This is a genomic window from Fictibacillus sp. FJAT-27399 (genome assembly GCF_001510655.1).
GTDB lineage: Bacteria > Bacillota > Bacilli > Bacillales > Fictibacillaceae > Fictibacillus_C > Fictibacillus_C marinisediminis.
Window position 1 is genome coordinate 236094 of the sequence record NZ_LMVC01000002.1, and the last position, 19039, is coordinate 255132.

Genomic DNA, 19039 nt, shown 5'->3' on the forward strand with positions numbered 1-19039 from the left:
GAATACATAATATTGAGTGTCTTATATTGTAAAAAAATTGAAGATGAAGTAGAATAATGGAACCACCAGGTATTGAACCAGGGAGTGTTGCACGTGATGAATGTAGCTGATTGCGAACGGTTAATCCAATATAATGAGCAGATAGAAGTGCTCCGCCAAAAGATGATTAAAACGGCTGATCTATTTGGTCTGAATCATCCCCAAGTATTGAGCTATAGCCGTAAAATTGATGAAACCCATAACCTCATATTAAAGATTGAAGGAGAAAATTCATTTTAAGGAGTAAGCCTAAACCTTGAGAGTTTTGGTTTGCACTTGTATAATATAGTTATAAAACCTTCAATGAAGGAGAGTGTACAGAGATGATCGTAAACTTTACAGATGCGGCAGTAGGCAGAATTAAAGAGATGCTTGCAGCTGAAGAGGAATCAGGACTTTTTCTTCGTGTCGGTGTAAAAGGCGGCGGATGCAGCGGCCTCTCATACGGCATGGGCTTTGATAAAGAAACCCAGAGCAATGATCATAAAGAGGAGATTAATGGCCTTAAAATTGTTGTGGATGATGAAAGTGCCAAGATTTTAAATGGTACAACTGTTGATTTTAAGCAGAACATGATGGGCGGAGGATTTACAATCAATAATCCGAACGCGATCGCTTCATGTGGATGCGGTTCTTCATTTAAAACTGCAACCAATACTGGTACTCCTGAAGAGTGCTAATCATATAGAAAAAACCTCCTCGTAAGCCGCTGATGGCTGACAAGGAGGTTTTTTTTGTCTAGCTACAGTGCCTGAGGCTGTGTATTGGTTCCAGCGCTTGTACCCACAGGGCATAAGTGCGATATTGACTCATAAAAACATGAGCCGTGTCTCCTTTATCGGACTTTAGCACGGCCTTTCGCTTTTCTGTGTGCAATTTTACCGGCGGCAGAGAATATGTTTATACCACTTGAAAAAAATCAACCTGTAAAGGGAGAGAAAAAAGTGGAGATGATGAACCGTAATTTACGATTCATGGGAAACATATTGTCGTGGCTGCTGGCGAGCTTTTCGGTACTGCTCGTTATGGCAGCGGGTTATGCAATGGGGGGATGGCTAGGAATCTTGCTGATCAGTATCCTGTGGGTGCTGCTTTACTGCAGTGTGTCATAAATGAAGTATGTAATCGAAATACGCAGGCAATCCAAAGGGAGGCCAGGTCTTACGGTAGAGATTGAGTTCAATACGAAGGAAGAAGCGGAAGCCTATCTGCAAAAGACATATGAAGATTACGTTAAAGGTCAGGAAGCAACGGTGGATTATGAAACCATAACAATCAATGAAGAACTATTTCAAAAAGAAATAATAATCCGGAAACGAAATGAAAAAGGAAAAAAGGTGTTTAGCTTACTGCTAACCACCTTCATAAAAGATTTTTAGTTCCCCAAATACAGAAGAAAGAACAGGCCGATAAGGTCAGATAAGACGGAAAACCCGATATACATCCACTTTTTTCTGCCGGCATTCCGGCTGCTTGCCATCATTAATCCGGTACCGAGTATAAAGAAAACAATTCCAATGATGATGAATGTGTTCATTTGTAATCTCCTTATTTATGTAGAAAAAAACCCGGTGTGCCGACACCGGGTTATATTTATGGGTTTATGAGCAGAACTTGTCTGCTGATGTCATTGTAGCATACTTACCACGGCAAAACCAAGAACCACTTTATTCCAGTGAGCCTTTGACTTTTTCCAAGAGCTGCTTGAGCTCAGGGAGGGCTGCCTGAACATTTTCAAGAAACGATTCATCTGTAATGTGCAGTGATCCAATCTTACGCTGAAGATCCTGCAGCAGTTCAGCAATGTAAAGTTCATCTTCGGTCCATTGGCGATTCATAAATTGAATTTCCTCCTAAAATAAGCTGCTGCTGTGTTGTGGCTGGGTTTTTGCTTTTGGATCTATATAAGTTTTCGCATTGTTAATAGCGGTAGGTGCTTCACCAAAACCTGCAGCGATCAGTTTTACTTTTCCATCATAAGAACAGATGTCTCCTGCAGCATAAATTCCTTTGGTGTTCGTCTCCATTCTTGAATTTACGACGATGGAGTTGCGTTGAATCTCAAGTCCCCAATTTTTAATCGGCCCGAGTGAAGAAACGAATCCATAGTTGACGATAACGGCATCGACTTCAACTTTTTCTTCCACATCTTCGTTTTCCAGAATGACATGGGTTATCTTTTCGCCGTCATTCACGAGTTCTTTGATCTGAAATGGAGTTTTGATTTTTACGTTTGAGCTCAGCAGCTGTTCTACACTATGTTCGTGCGCGCGGAACTTGGGCCTCCGATGGGTAAGTGTAACTTCATCAGCAACAGGTTCAAGCATGAGTGCCCAATCGACCGCAGAGTCACCGCCGCCTGCAATCAAAACTTTTTTACCTGCAAACGCCTGAAGGTCATTCACGAAATAATGAAGGTTCTTTCCTTCAAATGCTTTGGCATCGTCAAGCTCCAGCCGTCTTGGCTGGAAAGCTCCTACACCGGCTGTGATGATGACCGCTTTGGAATAGTGTTTATTTTTATCTGTTGTCAGTTCAAAATGTTCTTCTTTTTTCTCAACGTTTTGAACGGATTCTTCAAGCACAATTTCAGGGTTGAACTGCTCTGCTTGGACTTTTAGGTTATTCACAAGCTCCTGGGCAAGAATCTTTGGAAATCCTGCTACATCATATATGTATTTTTCGGGATATAAGGCAGCGAGCTGTCCCCCGAGCTGTGGCATGCTTTCAATGATCTTTACTTTCATTTGGCGCATTCCCCCATAGAATGCTGCAAACAATCCTGTTGGACCTCCGCCAATTATTGTAACATCATAAAGATTTTCTTCTGTCATACTTCCACCCCCGAGAATATTTTCATTCTTCCCTCCATTATAGTAAGAATGAGAGGGAAAGGAAAGAATAATACCACCAATGTACGTTCTTTGTCGATGACTGTTCTGTAAGGCTGTATTTATACAATAGGTAAGGAGACTGTGTCAACTGATTATGCCTTTTTTTCAAAAAACGGTTGAAATATAAGAAGAAAAGGACTAAGATAAAAAAGGAAAAAACATGGGGGAATTGTGACAGTTTTCGTCTTTATTTTTATCCTACTACGTGAAATACGTCACAAACTTTTTGTCTATCATATTTCCTTATTGGTTAGGTCAAACTATAAAAAATCTGAACTGGAAGTGATCATATGAGTAAGCCAAAAATATTAATTATTGGTGGAGGATATGGCGGGATGATGTCAGCTGTCCGCCTGGAAAAAGAGCTTGGTTTAAACAATGCGGATGTTACGCTTGTGAACAAGCACAACTATCACTACCAAACCACATGGCTTCATGAAAATGCGGCAGGTACGCTGCACCATGATAAAACACGCATCATGATTGATGACATTATCGACACGAACAAAATCAACTTTGTACAAGATACAGTCGTTGAGATCAAGAAAGATGAGAAGCGTGTCATTCTTGCAAATGGCGAGCTAACGTACGACTACCTTATCATTGCTCTTGGATCAGACCCAGAAACATTCGGCATTCAAGGTTTGAAAGAAAATGCGTTCAGCATTCGCAGTATCAACTCTGTCCGTGAAATCCGTGAGCACATCGAATATAACTTTGCTCGTTACAACAACGAAGGACAAAAACAAGAACTAATCAACATCGTTGTCGGCGGTGCTGGATTTACTGGAATCGAGTTTGTCGGTGAACTGGCTGACCGTGTTCCTGAACTTTGCAAAGAATACGATATTCCGCGTGAAAAAGTCCGTATCGTTAATATTGAAGCGGCTCCAAATGTTCTTCCAGGCTTTGACGAAGAGCTCGTTGAGTACGCAATCAATAATCTTGAACGCCGCGGTGTAGAATTCCTTGTAAACACACCGATCAAAGAATGTAGCGAAGACGGAGTTCTTCTTGCTTCCGGTGAAGAAATTAAAGCAGCTACTGTTGTATGGACTGGCGGAGTACGCGGTAACCACTTAGTAGAAGAAGCTGGCTTTGAAACAATGCGCGGACGTGTAAAAGTAGAAAAAGACCTTCGCATGCCTGGATATGACTATATCTTTGTAGCTGGAGACTGTGCTCTTATTATTAATGAAGAAATTAACCGTCCTTACCCTCCAACAGCTCAAATCGCTATTCAGCAGGCTTATACAATCGGCCGTAACCTGAAAACGCTCATTAATGGCGGAGGACAGATGGAAGAGTTCAAACCGGATATTAAAGGTACTGTAGCTTCTCTTGGTAAGGGTGAAGCAATCGGTGTCGTTGGAAACAAAAAACTATTTGGTTCAACAGCATCTGCGATGAAAAAAGTCATCGATAACCGTTACCTTTTCTTGCTTGGCGGAGTACCAATGGTCATCAAAAAAGGAAAGCTTAAATTATTTTAATAAATGACACCATGATATGATGAGAGCAGAAGTCCTTCGGGGCTCTGCTCTTTTTTTGGTTTGGAATTTGATGGAGTGTGATTGAATCGCCATCAGTATGCGATGCATGATAGGAATGTAAATCAACCATAAGCTTTTTTAAAAGGAGATATTTTATGAGTACGATGAAAAAGAGAGGAAGTGTCTGGCTCGCAGCGGCAGGGCTGGTGATCCATGACGGTAAATGCCTCGTTGTAAAAAAGAAGTATGGGGGGCTAAAAGGCAAGTGGTCCATTCCTGCAGGGTTTGTGAATCCAGGTGAAACGGTGGATGAGGCGGCTGTAAGAGAAGTGAAAGAAGAAACAGGGATCCAGAGCAGGGCTGTGAACGTGGTCGGTATACGAACTGGTGTCATAAAGAACGAAATCAGTGACAATATGGTCGTTTTTCTGCTGGAGCATATAGGAGGAGAGATCCGTCCTCAGCAAGAAGAGATTGAAGAAGCAAGGTTTCTCACTCCGGAGGAATTAAGGGATGATCCGGTTACTTCCATGATGGTCCACCATTTTCTCAATGAGAAAAAAGAAACCGTTAATGAGCATTTAAATCCTGGAGATATATTCGGCTATACTTCTTATAAAATTTTTGATAATCGTTGAAATTGTATGGAATTTGGACATATTTAATGATAAATTAAAATGTTTACGCTTACATGGGTGATATGGCCGGAAATGCTCCCTTTTCAAGTTTTTGGATTCTTGATATATTATCAGAAAATTCAAACAAGGAGAGTGTCATCTTATGAAATCGTCAACAAGAACAAAAGCACAGGAAAAGTGTCAATATTGTGAAGGCAAGGGGTATTTCCAGCTTCTTCTAGGTGGCTCTGAAACTTGTGAAGAGTGCTGTGGAAGCGGAAAAAGGGAGAGATAAATAAGGAAGGAGCACCGTGATGCGGTGCTCCCTTTTCTTTATCCTTATATTGACTTTAATCCCCTATTTCAGTAAACTAGCTTTGAATATGGGGGTGAAGGAATGTACTTACCGCAATTATTTATTTCCATGCTATTATTTATCGTTCTTTTCTTTGGAATCGGTTTCCTTTTAAACATGCTTCTGCGTTCAACATGGATTATGGCTGTTATTTATCCGGTTGTCGTGATTATGATTATTGATCATGTTAAATTTTTTAAATACTTTTCAAGTCCCGGAAAAAGTTTTGCAGAACTCGGCCAGGACTTTATCCATCTTCAGGCTGTAGACATTTGTATCCTGGTTAGCGGAATGGTCGGAGCGATTTTTGCCGGCATGGCCATCAAGATGCTGCGCGTCAGAGGATATCAAATGTTCTAGAATCTTCTATGATTAATAGAAGGTTCTTTTTTTATGCTCATTGTCGGGCTGAAGCCCCTTCTGCGGTATAAAACTCACTTTTCTTGGAAAATACTACGTTTTAGAGAGGAGTGAAAGTTTGCGTTTTATACCTACTGCCATAAAACGGCTAATGATGACAGCTATGTTTATCCTTGCTCTGCTTACGACCTTGCACTCAATCTCGGGTGTCGAGGCTAAGGATGTATCAGATTGGGCATCTTCCGAACAGAAAGGTAAGCAGGATGGATTGTTGCGTTCATTGAACATTGAATTGGCAAAGTATATTGCCGGTGCGCTTGAGAATGTTCCATCATTCTGGGATAGGGAGTTTACTGTAACAACAGAGCCGGAAGCAGAAACCGCAGCATCCCCACTTGATCATTTTGATGTAACTCCCTACCCCTCAGTAACGGTAACAGCTACAGGCTATACTGCAGGGATAGAGTCCACTGGAAAAAATAAAGCTCATCCCGCTTATGGGATTACAAAATCGGGGTTAAAGGTAAAACGTGATCTTTATTCCACGATTGCCGCAGATCCCGCTGTTTTTCCCATCGGCACCATTCTGTTCATTCCCGATTACGGGTTTGGCGTAGTGGCTGATACGGGTTCAGCCATAAAGGGAAAAAGAATAGACCTATACTATGAGACGACGAAAGACGTCTATGAAAAATGGGGCAAAAAGACGTTAAAGGTCTACGTGATTCAAAAAGGATCCGGGAAAGTGACCGAGCAGGAGCTCAAAACGTGGAATGAAAAAAAATCCATGCAGTTCTATCGAAAACAATTGTATTAAAAAAGCTTCGAGCCCGCTGGCTTGAAGCTTTTATATTGTATTATGAATTACTTTGCTGTACGAGCCGGCTGTTTCCACAGCACTTGATGCAGTTTCTTCAAACCATCAATCAGCCTTGGTGACGGCCGGCAGAATAGATGTTCCTCAAGGATATGTACCTTGTTCTCCTTTACTGCTCTAAGATCGGCCCAGCCAGGGCGTTTCTCCAGAAGTTCCGGTTTTACTTTCTCTTTTCTTACCCCTACCCAAGCGATGCAGATCTCGTCAGGATCACGTTTAATTACATCCTCCCAGGTTGTTTGAACACTTGCCAGTTCAACGTCTTCGAACACGTTCTCAGCTCCGGCAAGGTGTGAAATCTGAGTAAGCCAGTTCAGCTTTCCTGGTGTGAAAACAGGCTTGGGCCACCATTCCCAGTACAGGCTTTTTTTCTCCTTTATTCCTGCTGCAAACGACCGAAATTCATTAATGGTTTCTTTATATTGAGAAACGAGATAATCGGCACGCTTCTCAACGCCGGTCCTTCTGCCCAAATCTTTTAAATCCCCAGCGATATCCTCAAGCGTATTGGGGTTGTAAACTACATGCGGAAGATTGCGCCGTTTCAGTTCTTCTATATTCTTTTCCATACCAGGAACACTTAAGGAGGCAATCACGAGATCCGGTTTAAGTTCCTCGACCATGTCCATATTGATGGATAGATCAGGGCCGAGCCGAGGCAAGCTGCGCACTCGTTCAGGCCAGTCGGAAAAGTCATCAACCCCCACCAGCTGTTCAGTTAACCCAAGATAATCAACAAGCTCTGTATTGCTCGGACAAATAGATATCAATCTCATGAATCGTCACCCCTTAAAGAACGAAGAAAAGCCAGTATACAATCAGTGTTTGGATAATTCCGAGCAGTGCGCCATAGAATACCTCATCCGGCTGGTGTCCCAGAAGCTCCTTTAATTGTTTGTGCTTTTCTTTAACGTCAGTTTTTTTCATTGCCTGGCTGACTTCCACATGTTCCCGGAAATCAGTTACTAACTTATTCAATACGGCAGCCTGTTCTCCTGCATGCCATCGAATTCCTTTCGCATCATACATAACAATAATGGCAAACATAGCAGCAACGGCAAAAATAGAGCTGCCAAGGCCTTCTCTGAGAGCAACTCCTGTTGCAAGCCCTGTAACAGCAGCGGAGTGAGAACTAGGCATGCCTCCTGTACTGATAAACAAATCCCATCTCACTTGTTTTGTCTCCAGGTAGGTAATCGGTATTTTCAAGAATTGAGCCATTAATATTCCTAATAAGGAAGCAAGTAAAGGAAAATTGAATAATAGGTCCATAGATCGTCTCCTCGCAGCCTTTTTCTACAATGTATCGAGATAAGGTTGTTCTAATGCTTTCATAATACCCTTTTTTTGTTGTTTGCAATCTTATAGTTCTGCCATGAATGACGTCATTCGAAGGGAGATAATGTGCCTTCTGTTATCATAATAGGGAAGGGATGGCGGAGAACAGATGGATTATCCGAAGGAATACTATGAGTTTTTCATTTCATTCAATGAGGGAGATTATTATACGTGCCATGATCTGCTGGAGGAAATGTGGATGACGGATAAGAGAAATTATTTTCTAAAAGGGCTGCTGCAGATGACGGTAGCGATCTACCATTATGAGTATGGAAATTTAAAAGGAGCAAGAGCCATGATGCAGGCCGCCCACAACTACCTCCAAGAGTATCGGCCTTTTTATTGGGGGATAGATCTTGAAGAGGTGTATCGTTTTATTGAAGCCTGTTTGAACAGAATACCTCATGAGATGGACAGTGTCGCTTTTGAGGATGCGGATAAACTGCCGGCTTTGCCAGAATTGATCCTGCTACTAAATGACCTTGAGGAAGAATAAACTTACATTAGCATACCGTGCAAAAGGAGGATGTGCATGTTCACCGTAAAGGCAAATTGGAATAAAGACAATGCGGAAGAGGCGTTGTTGATCGGCATCTGGTCCGATCACAAAAAACTGGAGGGAATTGCTGCCGTACTTGATGAGGCCTTTAATGGCCATATCACGGAGCTTTTGCGGGAAGGGGATGTTTCCGTGATGGCAAAATCAGTCACAAAGCTCCATACGTTTGGCATCGTGGGAGCCAAACGGCTGTATTTTATCGGATTGGGAAGGCGGGCGGAAGCAACTTATGAGAGCATAAGAGAGGCGTTCGGGAAAGCGGTTCAGATGCTGAAGCGGGAAAAGCGGGAAAAAGCCGCTATCGTTCTGGAAACCTTTGAAAACGACAGACTGTCTTCTGAGAAACTTGCCCACGCTTTTGCAGAAGCAGTCGTGGCGGGCAGCTATGCCTTTGAAAACTATAAGGAACGTTCCAATGAAAGAGATAAAAAGCTGACAGAAATTACGGTATACAGTTCGGACAGCCAGACAGGTGCAGGGCTTTCGACAGGCCATGCTTTTGGTGCAGGAATCAATACAGCACGCAATCTTGTGAACACTCCCGGCAACCTATTGACTCCGAAAGACCTCGCTCGGGCAGCGATGGAGATTGCCATCAAATACGGGATGGAATATGAGATTCTAGAGAGGGAGGATATGGAACGGCTAGGCATGGGAGCGCTCCTTGCCGTGTCACAAGGTTCCGATGAGCCCCCAAAAATGATCACAGTGAAATACAAAGGACGGGACACGTGGGATCATGTTCTTGCCCTTGTAGGCAAGGGCCTGACGTTTGATTCAGGCGGCTATTCCATCAAGCCGGGTGCCAACATGCATGAAATGAAAAGTGATATGGGAGGAAGCGGATCTGTGCTTGGCGCCATGGAAGCAGTGGGCCGGCTGAAACCCAAGACCAACCTTCTTTTTGTTATTCCGTCCAGTGAAAACCTGATTAACGGAAAGGCGATGAAGCCTGGAGATGTTTTTACTTCACTCAGCGGGAAAACGATTGAAGTCCGTAATACTGATGCAGAAGGAAGACTGATTCTTGCGGATGCCATCACCTATGCAAAAGAAATGGGTGCTGACTATCTGGTGGATGTGGCTACATTAACCGGTGGTGTCGTAGTGGCGTTGGGAGATTGTACAACTGGAGCTCTTACGAACGACGAAGTGTTTTTCAAACAGGTGAGCCAGTCTGCAGGACATGAAGGAGAACTCCTTTGGCTTCTGCCAAGCCATCAGCCCTTTAAGGATATGCTGAGGTCGAGTGATGTAGCCGATCTGAATAACTCCACAGGACGGTTAGGCCACGCGATTACCGGTGGGCTGTTTGTCGGGGAATTCGCTGGGAAGACCCCTTGGGTCCATCTGGACATTGCGGGTACAGCGTATTCCTCCAAGCCTTCGAACCTCGGTCCAAAAGGGGCTACAGGGGTCATGGTACGGACATTGGCCAGGCTGGCGATGAATTTCAAATAATACAGCAAGAAAAAGCATGGCACCTGTCATGCTTTTTTACATACTCTGAAAAGAAAAAGAGGATTGCAGGATTCCAGGAGTTGTATTATAATATAATTATTATTACTTTATAATCATTTTAAAATACATAAAGGAAAGGGGATTGTTCAATGGCTGATTACGATTATCACCATCTCCCACATGTAAAAGTGCAGAGCCGGTCAAAGAAGACGTTGTGGATTACCCTCTTGCTGACCCTGTTTTTTACGATCGTTGAAGTAATCGGCGGGCTGATCTCCAACTCACTTGCACTATTATCGGATTCTGCCCACATGGTCTCTGATGTGCTGGCACTCAGTTTAAGCATGCTGGCCATTTACCTCGCTACCCGGCAGCCGAATGCCAAATTCACTTTTGGTTTTTTGCGTTTTGAAATCATCGCTTCCTTTCTGAATGGGCTTGCCCTGGCTATCATTGCCATTGGTATTTTTATTGAAGGCATCAAGCGTTTTATCAAGCCGGAAACAATCGATTTTAAATTGATGCTGATCATCGCAGTGATCGGCTTCACCGTGAACCTTGTGCTGACCATTGTCCTAAGCCGAAGCATGAAGGAAGAGGAAAACTTAAATGTAAAAAGTGCTCTCTGGCATTTTATCGGAGATTTGCTGAGCTCAATCGGGGTTATTATCTCTGCTGTTCTCATTAAATTTACCGATCTATATTTCTTTGATCCTCTGATCAGCTTGATCATCGGCGGGATCATCTTTACAGGCGGCTACAAGATTATAAAAGAATCCTACATGATCCTAATGGAATCTGTTCCAGAAGGTTTGGATCTGGAAGCGATCCGAGCGGATATTTATCAAGTAGAAGGTGTAGAAGATGTTCATGAGCTACATCTATGGACGGTGACCAGTGATCACCATTCTCTTACCGCCCATGTTTTCATTAATGAAAACATTCAGCCGTTCTGTGTGATTCTTGCCATTAATGAGATGCTGAAGGACAAATACAAACTCAAACATACAACCGTTCAGATTGAACACGCCACTATCCATCACCATGGAGAGTACGGCAAGCAGTTTTTAGAAACACATAAATCCTAAATTTCTTTTTGAGTTCTTCAAAATGGTGAAGGGCTCTTTTTTTCGGGTGCAAGGAAATGGACATAACTGCTGCATATTGATTAAAATGAGGACAATACTTATGCTACAACCGTAAAGGGGTTCTCTATGAGCGAAAAGAAATCATTGGCAGCACGCATTTTTTGGTACATCATTTTAACGATACCTATTTTAATTATTGTATTTACTATCGTAGCGTTATTAAGAAACGTATTCTAACCTGGCCTAGGTATGTACTGTATCCCGAATGATGGATCCTAAAAAACGTTCATTATTCGGGATTTTTTATGAAGAAAATAGGAATTAAAGAATTTATAATCTAAAAAACCGGATGAGCAAAAGATCAATGCTGGCGATCAGGAAAAAAATAAGGGCTGATTTAGAGTGTCCGGAGGTATAAAGCGCAATGGCACCAGCAGCAAACACAGTGAGCTGAAGCAGGGTACGCAAAGAAATAGGGATCGGAATCGATGCCTTTGGAGAAAGAAGCATTCCCCAAAAGATTGCAACCAGAAGCGGAGCAGCTAGGCAGAGAACATATTTCGAAAATCCGCTGACCATGTGAAATCCCCAGTATCCAAAGGCTCCCAATACAAAGAGCTCTGATAAAAACAGCACACCTAAAAGAAAGGGCCCCAATATGGCCATGATGATTCCCCGCTTTCTTATTGAATTCCTGCCTTTAAACGATAGTCAGCCATCTGTGCTTCGGGATGAAGAACGGTGTCTCCGTGGCAAACCTCAAGACGTTTTGGGTTGAGCTGGCTGACGATGGAGCTGCTCCTGAAGGCTTCCTCCATATCAGCCGTAAACAACGGCATCGGTTTTTTAAGCCTTCCTTTCTTGGAAGTGAACAGATCACCTGCAAGAAGGACCTGATCTTCTTCGTGGTAATAAACAGTGTGGCCGGGAGAGTGCCCCGGAGTCAGGTAGGGTTTTATTCCATCAATGAGTTCCAGTTCACCCTCGTTTCCAGCAGACAAGGGCTGGGTAATGCCCTTTGAGACCGATGCAACAGCCTTCTTTCTGCGGGGATAGGCAAGGTCACCTTCCAGATAAGGAATTTCAAGTGAATGGGCGTATACCGGAACATCATGATCCTTCAGGATGGCTGAAATAGATCCGGTATGATCCGAATGGCCGTGTGTCAGCAATATCCTTTGCAGAGGGCCGGCATTCAGCTGATTTATCGTATTCAATATTCCTTTCGCCATCATCGGAATTCCTGCGTCTACAAGAGTGATTCCTTCTTTACCGCGAACAGCCCAAACATGGATCGGTATGATCATCCATGTTTTCAGGCTCCAAATATGAGGGGAGATCTGTTCAACTTTCATGGTTATTCGCTCCTTGTTTTATGATTTCATGAAAACCGAGAAAAAGGGCTTCTACGCTTTGTTCAAAGGTGGGTGAAAGACGCACAAGGAGCTCTTGAAGAGGCTCTTTATGATTGAGGTAGGTACTAATAATGCCGTGCAGGTTGTAGAAAAGGATACGGGCAAAGGCAAGGGATTGTTCATTATCAGAAATACCGAGCACATCTTTCAATACACTCATTAACAGCTGGAAAAGCTCAATCCGGACTTTGTTGATCTGCAGTTTTGGATTTTGTTCATCCACTCTGGAAGAACTGGCAGTGATAAATGTGGTGTACATACTCTGATGCAGGAGACAAAATTCAATAAAGGTCCGGCAGATGGATTTTAATTTAGCGGAACCTCCCGCATCCTGGCGATGAGAGATATCCTCCAGCAGCAGTTTAAGCTCCTGTAAGAGCGGCATCGCTAAATGATGGAGCAGCGATTCTTTGTCTTTATAATAGAGGTAGATGGCCGTGTGCGAGCATCCGGCTTCTTTTGCGATCTCTCTTATCGTTACGACTTCATATCCACGCTTGCCAAAAAGTCTTCCAGCTGCTTCAAGGATGTTTTTCTTGGTTTCTTCCGAACGCAGTTCTTGCTTGTTTGCCATAATCAATCGCTCCTAACCATCGGTTACTAACCACTGGTTATAATATATTCGATTCAACATATAATTGTCAAAATTTTTTGTTCGACAAAACTTTCTTATTGGATGTTGGGTTATGCAGCATAAAAAAAAGAGGTACATCCTGCATTCAGGATGTACCTCTTTGTATTTAAGCTGCGTTTGAATTCGATGTGCTGCGGCGGTTTTTAGCGACTGCCTTATAAATTCGCGGTGAGATTACAGCGGTAACTGCAGTCAGGATCACGTCTTTTGGGAGGAACAGAAGCATTCCTTTCCAAGTGCCAAGATAGGTGACACCTTCAACAGCTGCCCAGTTTGTCAGCGCGGCATAGAGAAAAGTAGTGCCGACAAAATAGTTGACGATCAAACCGGCAAAGGAAGCGAGAAAGAAAACCGGCAGGCTTGTTTTTTTTGCCATCTCAAGAATTTTTCCTGCTACATAAGCGGCAAGAATGAATGATAAAATAAAGCCGAAGGTTGGTTTGAAAATGATGGAAGGCCCCCCGGAGAATCCTGCGAACACAGGAGCACCAGCCAGTCCGACAAGTGTGTATACGATCATCGATACAGCGCCGAGACGGCTTCCGAGCAGCAGACCGGCCAAAATGCAAAAGAAGGTTTGAAGGGTGACAGGCACTTGCCCAAAGACGAGGGCAGGAATCCATGCTGTAATATTACCTCCTACTGCCATCAATGCCGCAAACATGGCGGCCAGTGTTAAATCAATCGCTCTAAACTTCATTAGGTTCACCTCATGTGGTAATTTATCTATATTGATGGTAATTCAGAGGACAGACTATTGTCAACTTAATTTTGAAATAAGGTTTACATATTGATATTATTGGAGGTGCATCACATGTTTTTTGGAAAAATACCGAAGAAAAAGGATAATGAGAGGGTGCCGCCGAATCAGAATGTTACAACCCGCTGGCCTGTTCTTCATTATGGTAATGTTCCTTACTACAAGGATTTAAGTGAATGGGATCTGAAAATCTACGGAATGGTGGAGAACCCGACAACTTTTACTTACGAGGAGCTCATGGCACTTCCGAAATCATCGGCCACGAATGATATCCATTGTGTCACCGGCCAAGTACGTCCTTTTGCATGCAGAAGAAGGATGGACAACCAATCTTCCTTTGGATGATTTTTTAAAGGAAACCAGCTTGCTGGCTCATACGCACAATGGACAAACGTTATCGCCGGAGCATGGGTATCCACTCCGTGCAGTGGTTCCGCATCTCTATTTCTGGAAAAGTGCGAAGTGGCTCCGTGCCATTGAATTTCTGCCGATGGAAACGCCAGGTTTTTGGGAGAAAAATGGCTATCATATGTATGGAGATCCTTGGAAGGAAGAGCGCTTTAGCTGGGACTAAGAAACAATGATCATGTAAGCAAAAATCAAAAATATTTATAAAAACCTTAAAAAATACATGTAAATTTTCCCAGATGGACCGATATTGTAATTAAGTGCAGTTTATGCTCTATTCGGTAAGGAAAGGAAAGAAGTGCCCGTGAACTGTAATCTTCAATCCGTCTGTGATCAGATGGAGAAAGTTAAGGAAAAGTTATATCAGTCATGCCGATCGGCAAACAGTTACTCAGACCCTGCCATCGTAAAAATCAGCCAAGAGCTTGATGAACTGATCACTCTTTATCAACGACAATTGAAACCAACCTATAAATAACAAAAGGAAGCAGCTTACCTATTAGCTGCTTCCTTATATTTTGTATAATGAGTTTTTATTCCGTCCGTGTCCTCGTGGATTACCACGATTTCTTTGTTCTCCTCATTCATCATCACTTTAACTTTTTCAGGTGTGAAGCTGGAGATGAATTCATAATCAGCATCAGTTTTAGATACAAGAAGTAACGGAATTGTATATGGAACTCCATACCTTTTTGGAATGGTTAGGAGCCATGTCCTTCCATCCTGTTCAAGCGTTAAAGAGGCATCATTCGTTTTAGAAGAATACGTTCCTTGTGCAGTTGCAGAAATCTCAGTCCCCCTAATTCGTTCTTCGTAAAATACAGGACTTCGTATTTCTTCATGCAGTATTATTTTTGCCAGGTCACGATTGATTTTTGTAACAGGGGTTAAATTAAAATTGCTCATGACGATCACCGTGATCTCTCCATTCAGGCTTTTCAGCATTTCAGCACAATATCCGTTCACATCACCAAAATGACAGGCGGCCGCAGTTTGGCCAATTTTATCAAAACCCCAGCCATATCCATAATTGCCTTCGCAGGGTGTGAGCATATTATTTAGCGACCTCTTATTCAATACCTCTCCGGAAAACAACGCTTCTGTCCACCTAAACAGATCTTCAGTAGTAGAATACATACCATATGCCCCAAGCGGAAAACTCATATCAATATAATCAGGATGCACAAAGTCTTTATTTACCGTATAACCTGATGCCAAATTTTGAACTATGGTTCTTCCGTCCAATACACCGGTGTTCTTAAGGCCAAACGGTTTTAGCAGATTTTCCTGAAGAAAATGGGCATAGGATTGTCCTGAAACCTTTTCTATAATTGCTGTCAGTAAAATGTAATTTGAGTTGCAATAACTGTATTGAGAACCAGGCTCAAATTCAAGAGGTTTGTCTTTGATTCTATGGATCAGTCCAGTAAGATCTGCGGGAAGCCTCATCTCTTTTGTCCAATAATCCTGCATGGAGGTAAAATCGGAAACTCCAGATGTGTTGGAAAGAAGCTGATGTATGGTCACTTGTTTAGCATAGGTGAGCCCCGCTATAAAAAGTGCCACGGTATCCTCGAGTTTCATTAAACCTTGCTCCTCAAGCAAAAGGATAGCCGCTGCCGTAAAGTTTTTGGTCAGGGAAGCAATCGGAAAGCGGGTTTGAGGTGAATTCGGAATGTTGAACGTCCGGCTGGCCGAACCATATCCTTCATGAATCAAGATTTCTCCTTTATATGCTGCAAGCACAGAGCCATTAAAATAGCCTAATCGGTCATACGCCGTCATATAATTTTTCAGTCTTGTTTTTAATGTTGTTTTGTTTATAAGCCGGGTCATATCCTATTCCTCCTATATAAGAAGAAAACATTCTGCAAAAAGGAGAGCTTCTCCTTTATTGAACAGAAGGCGGCAAAAGAACAAGTCTTTTTCACCAAAAATTAGGGGTGATAGCTGGCGATTATAAGAGCCGGCTGATTTGTGAAACAAATGAAGCGCCTGAAAAGCAGTTGGGAAAAAGCTGGCTTATACCCTTCTGCTTTTCAGATGGCGGTTCAATCACCCCCACTAAAACAACAACATGGATTAACATAGCTTATTTTTTAAAAATAATGTTAGAAGAAGCAGGAATTTTGTCAGAAATATCAAACAATAGTATAGAATAAGCAGTCTTCTTTTTTGAATATACTAGGGGAGAAGGAGGCGGATTCCATCATGGACTTTGTGAACGAAGAAAACCAGCAAGGAGATCAACGGGCTATGCAGTCCGAGCATTGCATGGTTTGCAACAATGAGCTTTCCAGCTGGGAAGAAAAACAAATAGCCGTTTGCGACCATTGTGTCAGCAAAGCCATTGGCGATTAGCGTTCCTACTCGGAATGCTTTTTCTTTTGGAATCAGATCCTCCATTTCTTCACACACTATATAGGAATTTAAAAGGAGGAACGATACCAGATGGCTAAAAGAAAACATTCCAAAGATGCTGCCGCCAAGAACAATCAAACCCCGACAGAAAGCATGACAGACGTAGAGTTCTCTGACGATACGTTCGCAGATGATATTCCAAAGCGCGATACAAAGAGCCCGAAATCAAAAGGCGAAGCATAAAAAGGAGACCCTAGCCTGATCTTCCCCCAATTTTATAGGGGTGAAGTTAAGATCAGACCGGGTCTCCTTTTTTCATTAAAATGAAAACTGCAGTTCAGGCACATATTGGTTCATATGTTTTTTTATTTCACGATACTGTTTTTTCTGCGTTTTTACGTCCCTCATCGGATGAACATGCCATGATCGGTCAACCCAGGTTGGGAGAAATGCAGGGTTTTCAAGCTCAATTTTAACGTTATTCCCCTTTTGAATCTTCTTCACCCTAATATCCATCATACCCCCTATGTTTTTATACGGGCCTGTCTGTCCAGAAAAGAAGTTGCCAAGAGAATATGCTGCGAAAGCCCGCTCTCCGTTCTTTTTCTTTATCCAGGAAACCGGCTGAAGTACATGAGGATGATGCCCTATGATGATATCTGCTCCTGAATCTGCTGCCATCTGGACAAGTTCTTTTTGTGTCTCATTTGGCATCCGCTCGTATTCGTTCCCAAAGTGGAGACTGATCACCACAACATCAGAAATTTTTTCTGCTTGATGGAGGTCCGCTTTCATCTTCTTCACATCGATCAGGTTAACAAGATACGGTTTGCCCTTAGGTACAGGGATGCCGTTCGTTCCAAAGGTATAGCTCAAAAAAGAAAAGGTGATCTGATTTCGCTTCAGAATACGGATGATCCTTTGATCCTTGGACGATTGAAAAGCACCTGTATACGGCATGCCAATCTCATTCCAATGGTTGATCGCGCTTAAAATGGCTTTCTCTCCTCGATCCAGCGTATGGTTATTCGCAATCGTGACCAGATCCACACCGTTCTTCTTCAGCGCATCCCCGACTTCCTGAGGCGAATTGAAGGAAGGATAGGAGGATAATCCGAGCTTTTCCCCGCCAATCATCGTCTCCTGATTGGCCACCGTAATATCCGGCTTTTCCAAATAGGGGTTTACCTCTTTCAGCATCGGATTAAAGTCATAGGACCCGTCACGTTTTTTCGCTTTATTGTATACCCGGTCATGAATAAGAACATCCCCGACAGCGCCGATCGTAGCTGTGTGGACGGTTTCTTGAGGTTCCGTCTTTTTTGGCGGTGGTTTAACCGTCTTTTTTTTATCGGTGTCCTTTTTAATCTGTTCACTGCTTGCAGGCTCCTGGCGGGTTTTCTCGGCTGTTTTATTACTGAGTACAGGAATAAGAGCAAGAAGCAAGATCACAACAACAACACTTGTAATAATTATCATTTTTTTCATAGTAAGCGTTTTCCTCCTACTTCTATACTATGCGATTGAGGCGGGAATTCAAGCAAAAAATCAGAATGTTCTTTAAAACGAATGAAATTGTTCGTTAAAAAATAATGAAAAAATACGATATTTAGCGATTTAGAGAGATAAGCAGGATAAAAGTTCGTTAAAAAGAACAAATTTAACCAATTTTGGAAGTTTTCCGAATAGGCATATCGTTCTATACTAAACACAAGTTGTTCGTTAAAAAGAACTATTTTATTTTAAGAAAATAATTTAAATGCGCGCATCATCGTGCAAATTGGAAAGGGGCTTTTGATGTTTAAAGTGGTTTCTCGCTGGATCGGCAATACGTTTTTACTATTGCTTGCAACGTTATTTCTTTCATCCATTCTTCTAAGCTATCAATCTCACAAACACCCTGGACAAATACCGAGTATTTTCGGTTATAAGATTATGACGGTTTTATCCGGAAGCATGAGGCCAATGTTGCAGCCAGGTGATATTGTGATTGACCGTGACCCTGACTTAGCAAAATTCAAAGTGGATCAAATTATTACGTATAAGCGTGAAGATAAATTCATTACCCACCGAGTCATTGATTTAGTGAAGAAGAATGGCGTCGTCTATTACAAGACAAAGGGAGATGCCAACAACGTGGAGGATAACAAGCTGGTTGCTCCGCAGCAAGTGGTTGGTGATTATGCCTTTCATATTCCAAATGCAGGATTCTTCTTGGAGTTCGCTCGTGGAAAACTCGGCATTCTATTATTTATTATCCTGCCGGCTATCTTGATTGTCTTGAGTGAAGTATTTAAAGACAAGCGGCCAAAGAAGAAGGGAAGAAAAGATCGACCATATCCTCAAGAAGATATTGTCTGATCTGGGTGACCATTTTAGG

At 42.5% G+C, this 19039-nt stretch carries 27 protein-coding genes and 1 pseudogene; 17 read left to right on the forward strand and 11 right to left on the reverse strand.

All coding sequences use genetic code 11. The annotated features are described in order from the left end of the window. Positions 1 to 96: 96 nt before the first annotated feature. The 4 genes from AR335_RS06235 to AR335_RS06250 all read left to right on the forward strand — a co-directional run bounded on the left by AR335_RS06235 (position 97) and on the right by AR335_RS06250 (position 1418). Complete coding sequence (locus AR335_RS06235) at positions 97 to 279, forward strand: aspartyl-phosphate phosphatase Spo0E family protein (protein ID WP_062233215.1); 183 nt, start codon at positions 97 to 99, stop codon at positions 277 to 279. A gap of 83 nt (positions 280 to 362) precedes the next feature. After that, positions 363 to 719, forward strand: a complete 357-nt coding sequence (locus tag AR335_RS06240) for a HesB/IscA family protein (RefSeq protein ID WP_062233218.1) — start codon at positions 363 to 365, stop codon at positions 717 to 719. A gap of 216 nt (positions 720 to 935) precedes the next feature. Continuing rightward, positions 936 to 1151, forward strand: coding sequence for a hypothetical protein (locus AR335_RS06245; RefSeq protein WP_062233221.1), 216 nt, complete (start codon positions 936 to 938; stop codon positions 1149 to 1151). Beyond that, positions 1152 to 1418: a hypothetical protein gene (locus AR335_RS06250; protein ID WP_062233224.1), complete on the forward strand. Its 267-nt coding sequence runs from the start codon at positions 1152 to 1154 to the stop codon at positions 1416 to 1418. Here the strand turns inward: AR335_RS06250 and AR335_RS23695 are convergent. The 3 genes from AR335_RS23695 to AR335_RS06255 form a co-directional block, all read right to left on the reverse strand. Further along, positions 1415 to 1576: a hypothetical protein gene (locus AR335_RS23695; RefSeq protein ID WP_156316331.1), complete on the reverse strand. Its 162-nt coding sequence runs from the start codon at positions 1574 to 1576 to the stop codon at positions 1415 to 1417. The genes AR335_RS06250 and AR335_RS23695 overlap by 4 nt on opposite strands. 130 nt (positions 1577 to 1706) lie before the next feature. Beyond that, positions 1707 to 1877, reverse strand: a complete 171-nt coding sequence (locus AR335_RS23700) for a hypothetical protein (protein ID WP_156316332.1) — start codon at positions 1875 to 1877, stop codon at positions 1707 to 1709. Positions 1878 to 1892: 15 nt separating this feature from the next. Continuing rightward, positions 1893 to 2873 carry an NAD(P)/FAD-dependent oxidoreductase gene (locus AR335_RS06255; RefSeq protein WP_053357322.1) on the reverse strand — a complete coding sequence of 327 codons (981 nt, stop codon included), beginning with the start codon at positions 2871 to 2873 and terminating at the stop codon, positions 1893 to 1895. Between the two features lie 350 nt (positions 2874 to 3223). Here AR335_RS06255 and AR335_RS06260 point away from each other — a divergent pair, with 350 nt between their 5' ends. From AR335_RS06260 to AR335_RS06275, 5 genes are all read left to right on the forward strand, one after another. Continuing rightward, positions 3224 to 4426 carry an NAD(P)/FAD-dependent oxidoreductase gene (locus AR335_RS06260; protein WP_053357323.1) on the forward strand — a complete coding sequence of 401 codons (1203 nt, stop codon included), beginning with the start codon at positions 3224 to 3226 and terminating at the stop codon, positions 4424 to 4426. Positions 4427 to 4590: 164 nt separating this feature from the next. Next, positions 4591 to 5064 (forward strand): NUDIX domain-containing protein, encoded by a 474-nt coding sequence (locus AR335_RS06265; RefSeq protein WP_053358493.1) that lies wholly within the window; start codon positions 4591 to 4593, stop codon positions 5062 to 5064. Between the two features lie 142 nt (positions 5065 to 5206). Beyond that, positions 5207 to 5338 carry a YuiA family protein gene (locus tag AR335_RS24655; RefSeq protein WP_175501778.1) on the forward strand — a complete coding sequence of 44 codons (132 nt, stop codon included), beginning with the start codon at positions 5207 to 5209 and terminating at the stop codon, positions 5336 to 5338. 102 nt (positions 5339 to 5440) lie between these two features. After that, positions 5441 to 5758, forward strand: coding sequence for a YuiB family protein (locus AR335_RS06270; protein ID WP_053357324.1), 318 nt, complete (start codon positions 5441 to 5443; stop codon positions 5756 to 5758). Positions 5759 to 5885: 127 nt separating this feature from the next. Continuing rightward, positions 5886 to 6575, forward strand: a complete 690-nt coding sequence (locus tag AR335_RS06275) for a 3D domain-containing protein (RefSeq protein WP_304438390.1) — start codon at positions 5886 to 5888, stop codon at positions 6573 to 6575. A gap of 47 nt (positions 6576 to 6622) precedes the next feature. Here AR335_RS06275 and AR335_RS06280 read toward each other — a convergent pair whose 3' ends face one another. Next, entirely contained in the window at positions 6623 to 7411 is a 789-nt protein-coding gene (locus AR335_RS06280) for a cobalamin-binding protein (RefSeq protein ID WP_062233228.1), read from the reverse strand. A 13-nt stretch (positions 7412 to 7424) separates the two neighbouring features. After that, complete coding sequence (locus AR335_RS06285; RefSeq protein WP_053357326.1) at positions 7425 to 7907, reverse strand: divergent PAP2 family protein; 483 nt, start codon at positions 7905 to 7907, stop codon at positions 7425 to 7427. A gap of 175 nt (positions 7908 to 8082) precedes the next feature. Between AR335_RS06285 and AR335_RS06290 the strand changes: the two genes are divergently transcribed. The 3 genes from AR335_RS06290 to AR335_RS06300 all read left to right on the forward strand — a co-directional run bounded on the left by AR335_RS06290 (position 8083) and on the right by AR335_RS06300 (position 11081). Beyond that, positions 8083 to 8469, forward strand: coding sequence for a DUF309 domain-containing protein (locus AR335_RS06290; protein WP_062233231.1), 387 nt, complete (start codon positions 8083 to 8085; stop codon positions 8467 to 8469). Positions 8470 to 8505: 36 nt separating this feature from the next. Next, positions 8506 to 9993, forward strand: a complete 1488-nt coding sequence (locus tag AR335_RS06295; protein ID WP_062233234.1) for a leucyl aminopeptidase — start codon at positions 8506 to 8508, stop codon at positions 9991 to 9993. Positions 9994 to 10142: 149 nt separating this feature from the next. After that, the gene (locus AR335_RS06300) at positions 10143 to 11081 is read left to right on the forward strand and encodes a cation diffusion facilitator family transporter (protein ID WP_062233237.1); all 939 of its coding nucleotides are present in this window, start codon (positions 10143 to 10145) and stop codon (positions 11079 to 11081) included. Positions 11082 to 11411: 330 nt separating this feature from the next. On the opposite strand, the gene AR335_RS06305 is transcribed toward AR335_RS06300, so the two are convergent. The 4 genes from AR335_RS06305 to AR335_RS06320 all read right to left on the reverse strand — a co-directional run bounded on the left by AR335_RS06305 (position 11412) and on the right by AR335_RS06320 (position 13830). Further along, positions 11412 to 11747: a YrdB family protein gene (locus AR335_RS06305; protein WP_062233240.1), complete on the reverse strand. Its 336-nt coding sequence runs from the start codon at positions 11745 to 11747 to the stop codon at positions 11412 to 11414. Between the two features lie 17 nt (positions 11748 to 11764). Further along, a complete protein-coding gene (locus tag AR335_RS06310; RefSeq protein WP_062233243.1) occupies positions 11765 to 12436 on the reverse strand; it encodes an MBL fold metallo-hydrolase in 672 nt (223 codons plus the stop codon). Next, positions 12426 to 13070 (reverse strand): TetR/AcrR family transcriptional regulator, encoded by a 645-nt coding sequence (locus AR335_RS06315; protein ID WP_082683381.1) that lies wholly within the window; start codon positions 13068 to 13070, stop codon positions 12426 to 12428. The genes AR335_RS06310 and AR335_RS06315 overlap by 11 nt, the downstream gene beginning before the upstream one ends. A 166-nt stretch (positions 13071 to 13236) precedes the next feature. Beyond that, positions 13237 to 13830: a biotin transporter BioY gene (locus AR335_RS06320; RefSeq protein ID WP_062233246.1), complete on the reverse strand. Its 594-nt coding sequence runs from the start codon at positions 13828 to 13830 to the stop codon at positions 13237 to 13239. 114 nt (positions 13831 to 13944) lie between these two features. Between AR335_RS06320 and AR335_RS06325 the strand changes: the two are divergent. Together AR335_RS06325 and AR335_RS22975 are read left to right on the forward strand one after the other, a co-directional pair. Further along, positions 13945 to 14464 (forward strand): annotated as a pseudogene (locus tag AR335_RS06325) (molybdopterin-dependent oxidoreductase). A 138-nt stretch (positions 14465 to 14602) separates the two neighbouring features. Next, entirely contained in the window at positions 14603 to 14776 is a 174-nt protein-coding gene (locus tag AR335_RS22975; RefSeq protein ID WP_082316160.1) for an aspartyl-phosphate phosphatase Spo0E family protein, read from the forward strand. A gap of 14 nt (positions 14777 to 14790) precedes the next feature. Here AR335_RS22975 and AR335_RS06330 read toward each other — a convergent pair whose 3' ends face one another. Further along, entirely contained in the window at positions 14791 to 16134 is a 1344-nt protein-coding gene (locus tag AR335_RS06330; protein WP_062233251.1) for a serine hydrolase domain-containing protein, read from the reverse strand. Between the two features lie 375 nt (positions 16135 to 16509). On the opposite strand from AR335_RS06330, the gene AR335_RS23705 reads away from it, so the two are divergent. Together AR335_RS23705 and AR335_RS23710 are read left to right on the forward strand one after the other, a co-directional pair. Next, positions 16510 to 16659, forward strand: a complete 150-nt coding sequence (locus AR335_RS23705) for a hypothetical protein (RefSeq protein ID WP_156418875.1) — start codon at positions 16510 to 16512, stop codon at positions 16657 to 16659. A gap of 90 nt (positions 16660 to 16749) precedes the next feature. Beyond that, positions 16750 to 16902: a hypothetical protein gene (locus tag AR335_RS23710; protein WP_156418876.1), complete on the forward strand. Its 153-nt coding sequence runs from the start codon at positions 16750 to 16752 to the stop codon at positions 16900 to 16902. 75 nt (positions 16903 to 16977) lie between these two features. Here AR335_RS23710 and AR335_RS06340 read toward each other — a convergent pair whose 3' ends face one another. Then, positions 16978 to 18147 (reverse strand): CapA family protein, encoded by a 1170-nt coding sequence (locus tag AR335_RS06340; protein ID WP_082683382.1) that lies wholly within the window; start codon positions 18145 to 18147, stop codon positions 16978 to 16980. Between the two features lie 309 nt (positions 18148 to 18456). Here AR335_RS06340 and AR335_RS06345 point away from each other — a divergent pair, with 309 nt between their 5' ends. Next, positions 18457 to 19020, forward strand: a complete 564-nt coding sequence (locus tag AR335_RS06345; protein WP_062233257.1) for a signal peptidase I — start codon at positions 18457 to 18459, stop codon at positions 19018 to 19020. The last annotated feature ends 19 nt before the right edge of the window (positions 19021 to 19039 follow it).

What these genes read in the sequence shown, in the direction of transcription:
- AR335_RS06250 (WP_062233224.1), top strand. Translation starts at nt 1,152, where the DNA reads ATGAAGTATGTAATCGAAATACGCAGGCAATCCAAAGGGAGGCCAGGT.
- AR335_RS06235 (WP_062233215.1), top strand. Translation starts at nt 97, where the DNA reads ATGAATGTAGCTGATTGCGAACGGTTAATCCAATATAATGAGCAGATA.
- AR335_RS06340 (WP_082683382.1), bottom strand. Translation starts at nt 18,147, where the DNA reads ATGAAAAAAATGATAATTATTACAAGTGTTGTTGTTGTGATCTTGCTT.
- AR335_RS06295 (WP_062233234.1), top strand. Translation starts at nt 8,506, where the DNA reads ATGTTCACCGTAAAGGCAAATTGGAATAAAGACAATGCGGAAGAGGCG.
- AR335_RS23695 (WP_156316331.1), bottom strand. Translation starts at nt 1,576, where the DNA reads ATGAACACATTCATCATCATTGGAATTGTTTTCTTTATACTCGGTACC.
- AR335_RS06345 (WP_062233257.1), top strand. Translation starts at nt 18,457, where the DNA reads ATGTTTAAAGTGGTTTCTCGCTGGATCGGCAATACGTTTTTACTATTG.
- AR335_RS06290 (WP_062233231.1), top strand. Translation starts at nt 8,083, where the DNA reads ATGGATTATCCGAAGGAATACTATGAGTTTTTCATTTCATTCAATGAG.
- AR335_RS24655 (WP_175501778.1), top strand. Translation starts at nt 5,207, where the DNA reads ATGAAATCGTCAACAAGAACAAAAGCACAGGAAAAGTGTCAATATTGT.
- AR335_RS06305 (WP_062233240.1), bottom strand. Translation starts at nt 11,747, where the DNA reads ATGGCCATATTGGGGCCCTTTCTTTTAGGTGTGCTGTTTTTATCAGAG.
- AR335_RS06265 (WP_053358493.1), top strand. Translation starts at nt 4,591, where the DNA reads ATGAAAAAGAGAGGAAGTGTCTGGCTCGCAGCGGCAGGGCTGGTGATC.
- AR335_RS06245 (WP_062233221.1), top strand. Translation starts at nt 936, where the DNA reads ATGTTTATACCACTTGAAAAAAATCAACCTGTAAAGGGAGAGAAAAAA.
- AR335_RS06330 (WP_062233251.1), bottom strand. Translation starts at nt 16,134, where the DNA reads ATGACCCGGCTTATAAACAAAACAACATTAAAAACAAGACTGAAAAAT.
- AR335_RS06285 (WP_053357326.1), bottom strand. Translation starts at nt 7,907, where the DNA reads ATGGACCTATTATTCAATTTTCCTTTACTTGCTTCCTTATTAGGAATA.
- AR335_RS06255 (WP_053357322.1), bottom strand. Translation starts at nt 2,873, where the DNA reads ATGACAGAAGAAAATCTTTATGATGTTACAATAATTGGCGGAGGTCCA.
- AR335_RS06260 (WP_053357323.1), top strand. Translation starts at nt 3,224, where the DNA reads ATGAGTAAGCCAAAAATATTAATTATTGGTGGAGGATATGGCGGGATG.
- AR335_RS23700 (WP_156316332.1), bottom strand. Translation starts at nt 1,877, where the DNA reads ATGAATCGCCAATGGACCGAAGATGAACTTTACATTGCTGAACTGCTG.
- AR335_RS06300 (WP_062233237.1), top strand. Translation starts at nt 10,143, where the DNA reads ATGGCTGATTACGATTATCACCATCTCCCACATGTAAAAGTGCAGAGC.
- AR335_RS06270 (WP_053357324.1), top strand. Translation starts at nt 5,441, where the DNA reads ATGTACTTACCGCAATTATTTATTTCCATGCTATTATTTATCGTTCTT.
- AR335_RS06310 (WP_062233243.1), bottom strand. Translation starts at nt 12,436, where the DNA reads ATGAAAGTTGAACAGATCTCCCCTCATATTTGGAGCCTGAAAACATGG.
- AR335_RS23705 (WP_156418875.1), top strand. Translation starts at nt 16,510, where the DNA reads ATGGACTTTGTGAACGAAGAAAACCAGCAAGGAGATCAACGGGCTATG.
- AR335_RS06315 (WP_082683381.1), bottom strand. Translation starts at nt 13,070, where the DNA reads ATGGCAAACAAGCAAGAACTGCGTTCGGAAGAAACCAAGAAAAACATC.
- AR335_RS06280 (WP_062233228.1), bottom strand. Translation starts at nt 7,411, where the DNA reads ATGAGATTGATATCTATTTGTCCGAGCAATACAGAGCTTGTTGATTAT.
- AR335_RS06240 (WP_062233218.1), top strand. Translation starts at nt 363, where the DNA reads ATGATCGTAAACTTTACAGATGCGGCAGTAGGCAGAATTAAAGAGATG.
- AR335_RS23710 (WP_156418876.1), top strand. Translation starts at nt 16,750, where the DNA reads ATGGCTAAAAGAAAACATTCCAAAGATGCTGCCGCCAAGAACAATCAA.
- AR335_RS06320 (WP_062233246.1), bottom strand. Translation starts at nt 13,830, where the DNA reads ATGAAGTTTAGAGCGATTGATTTAACACTGGCCGCCATGTTTGCGGCA.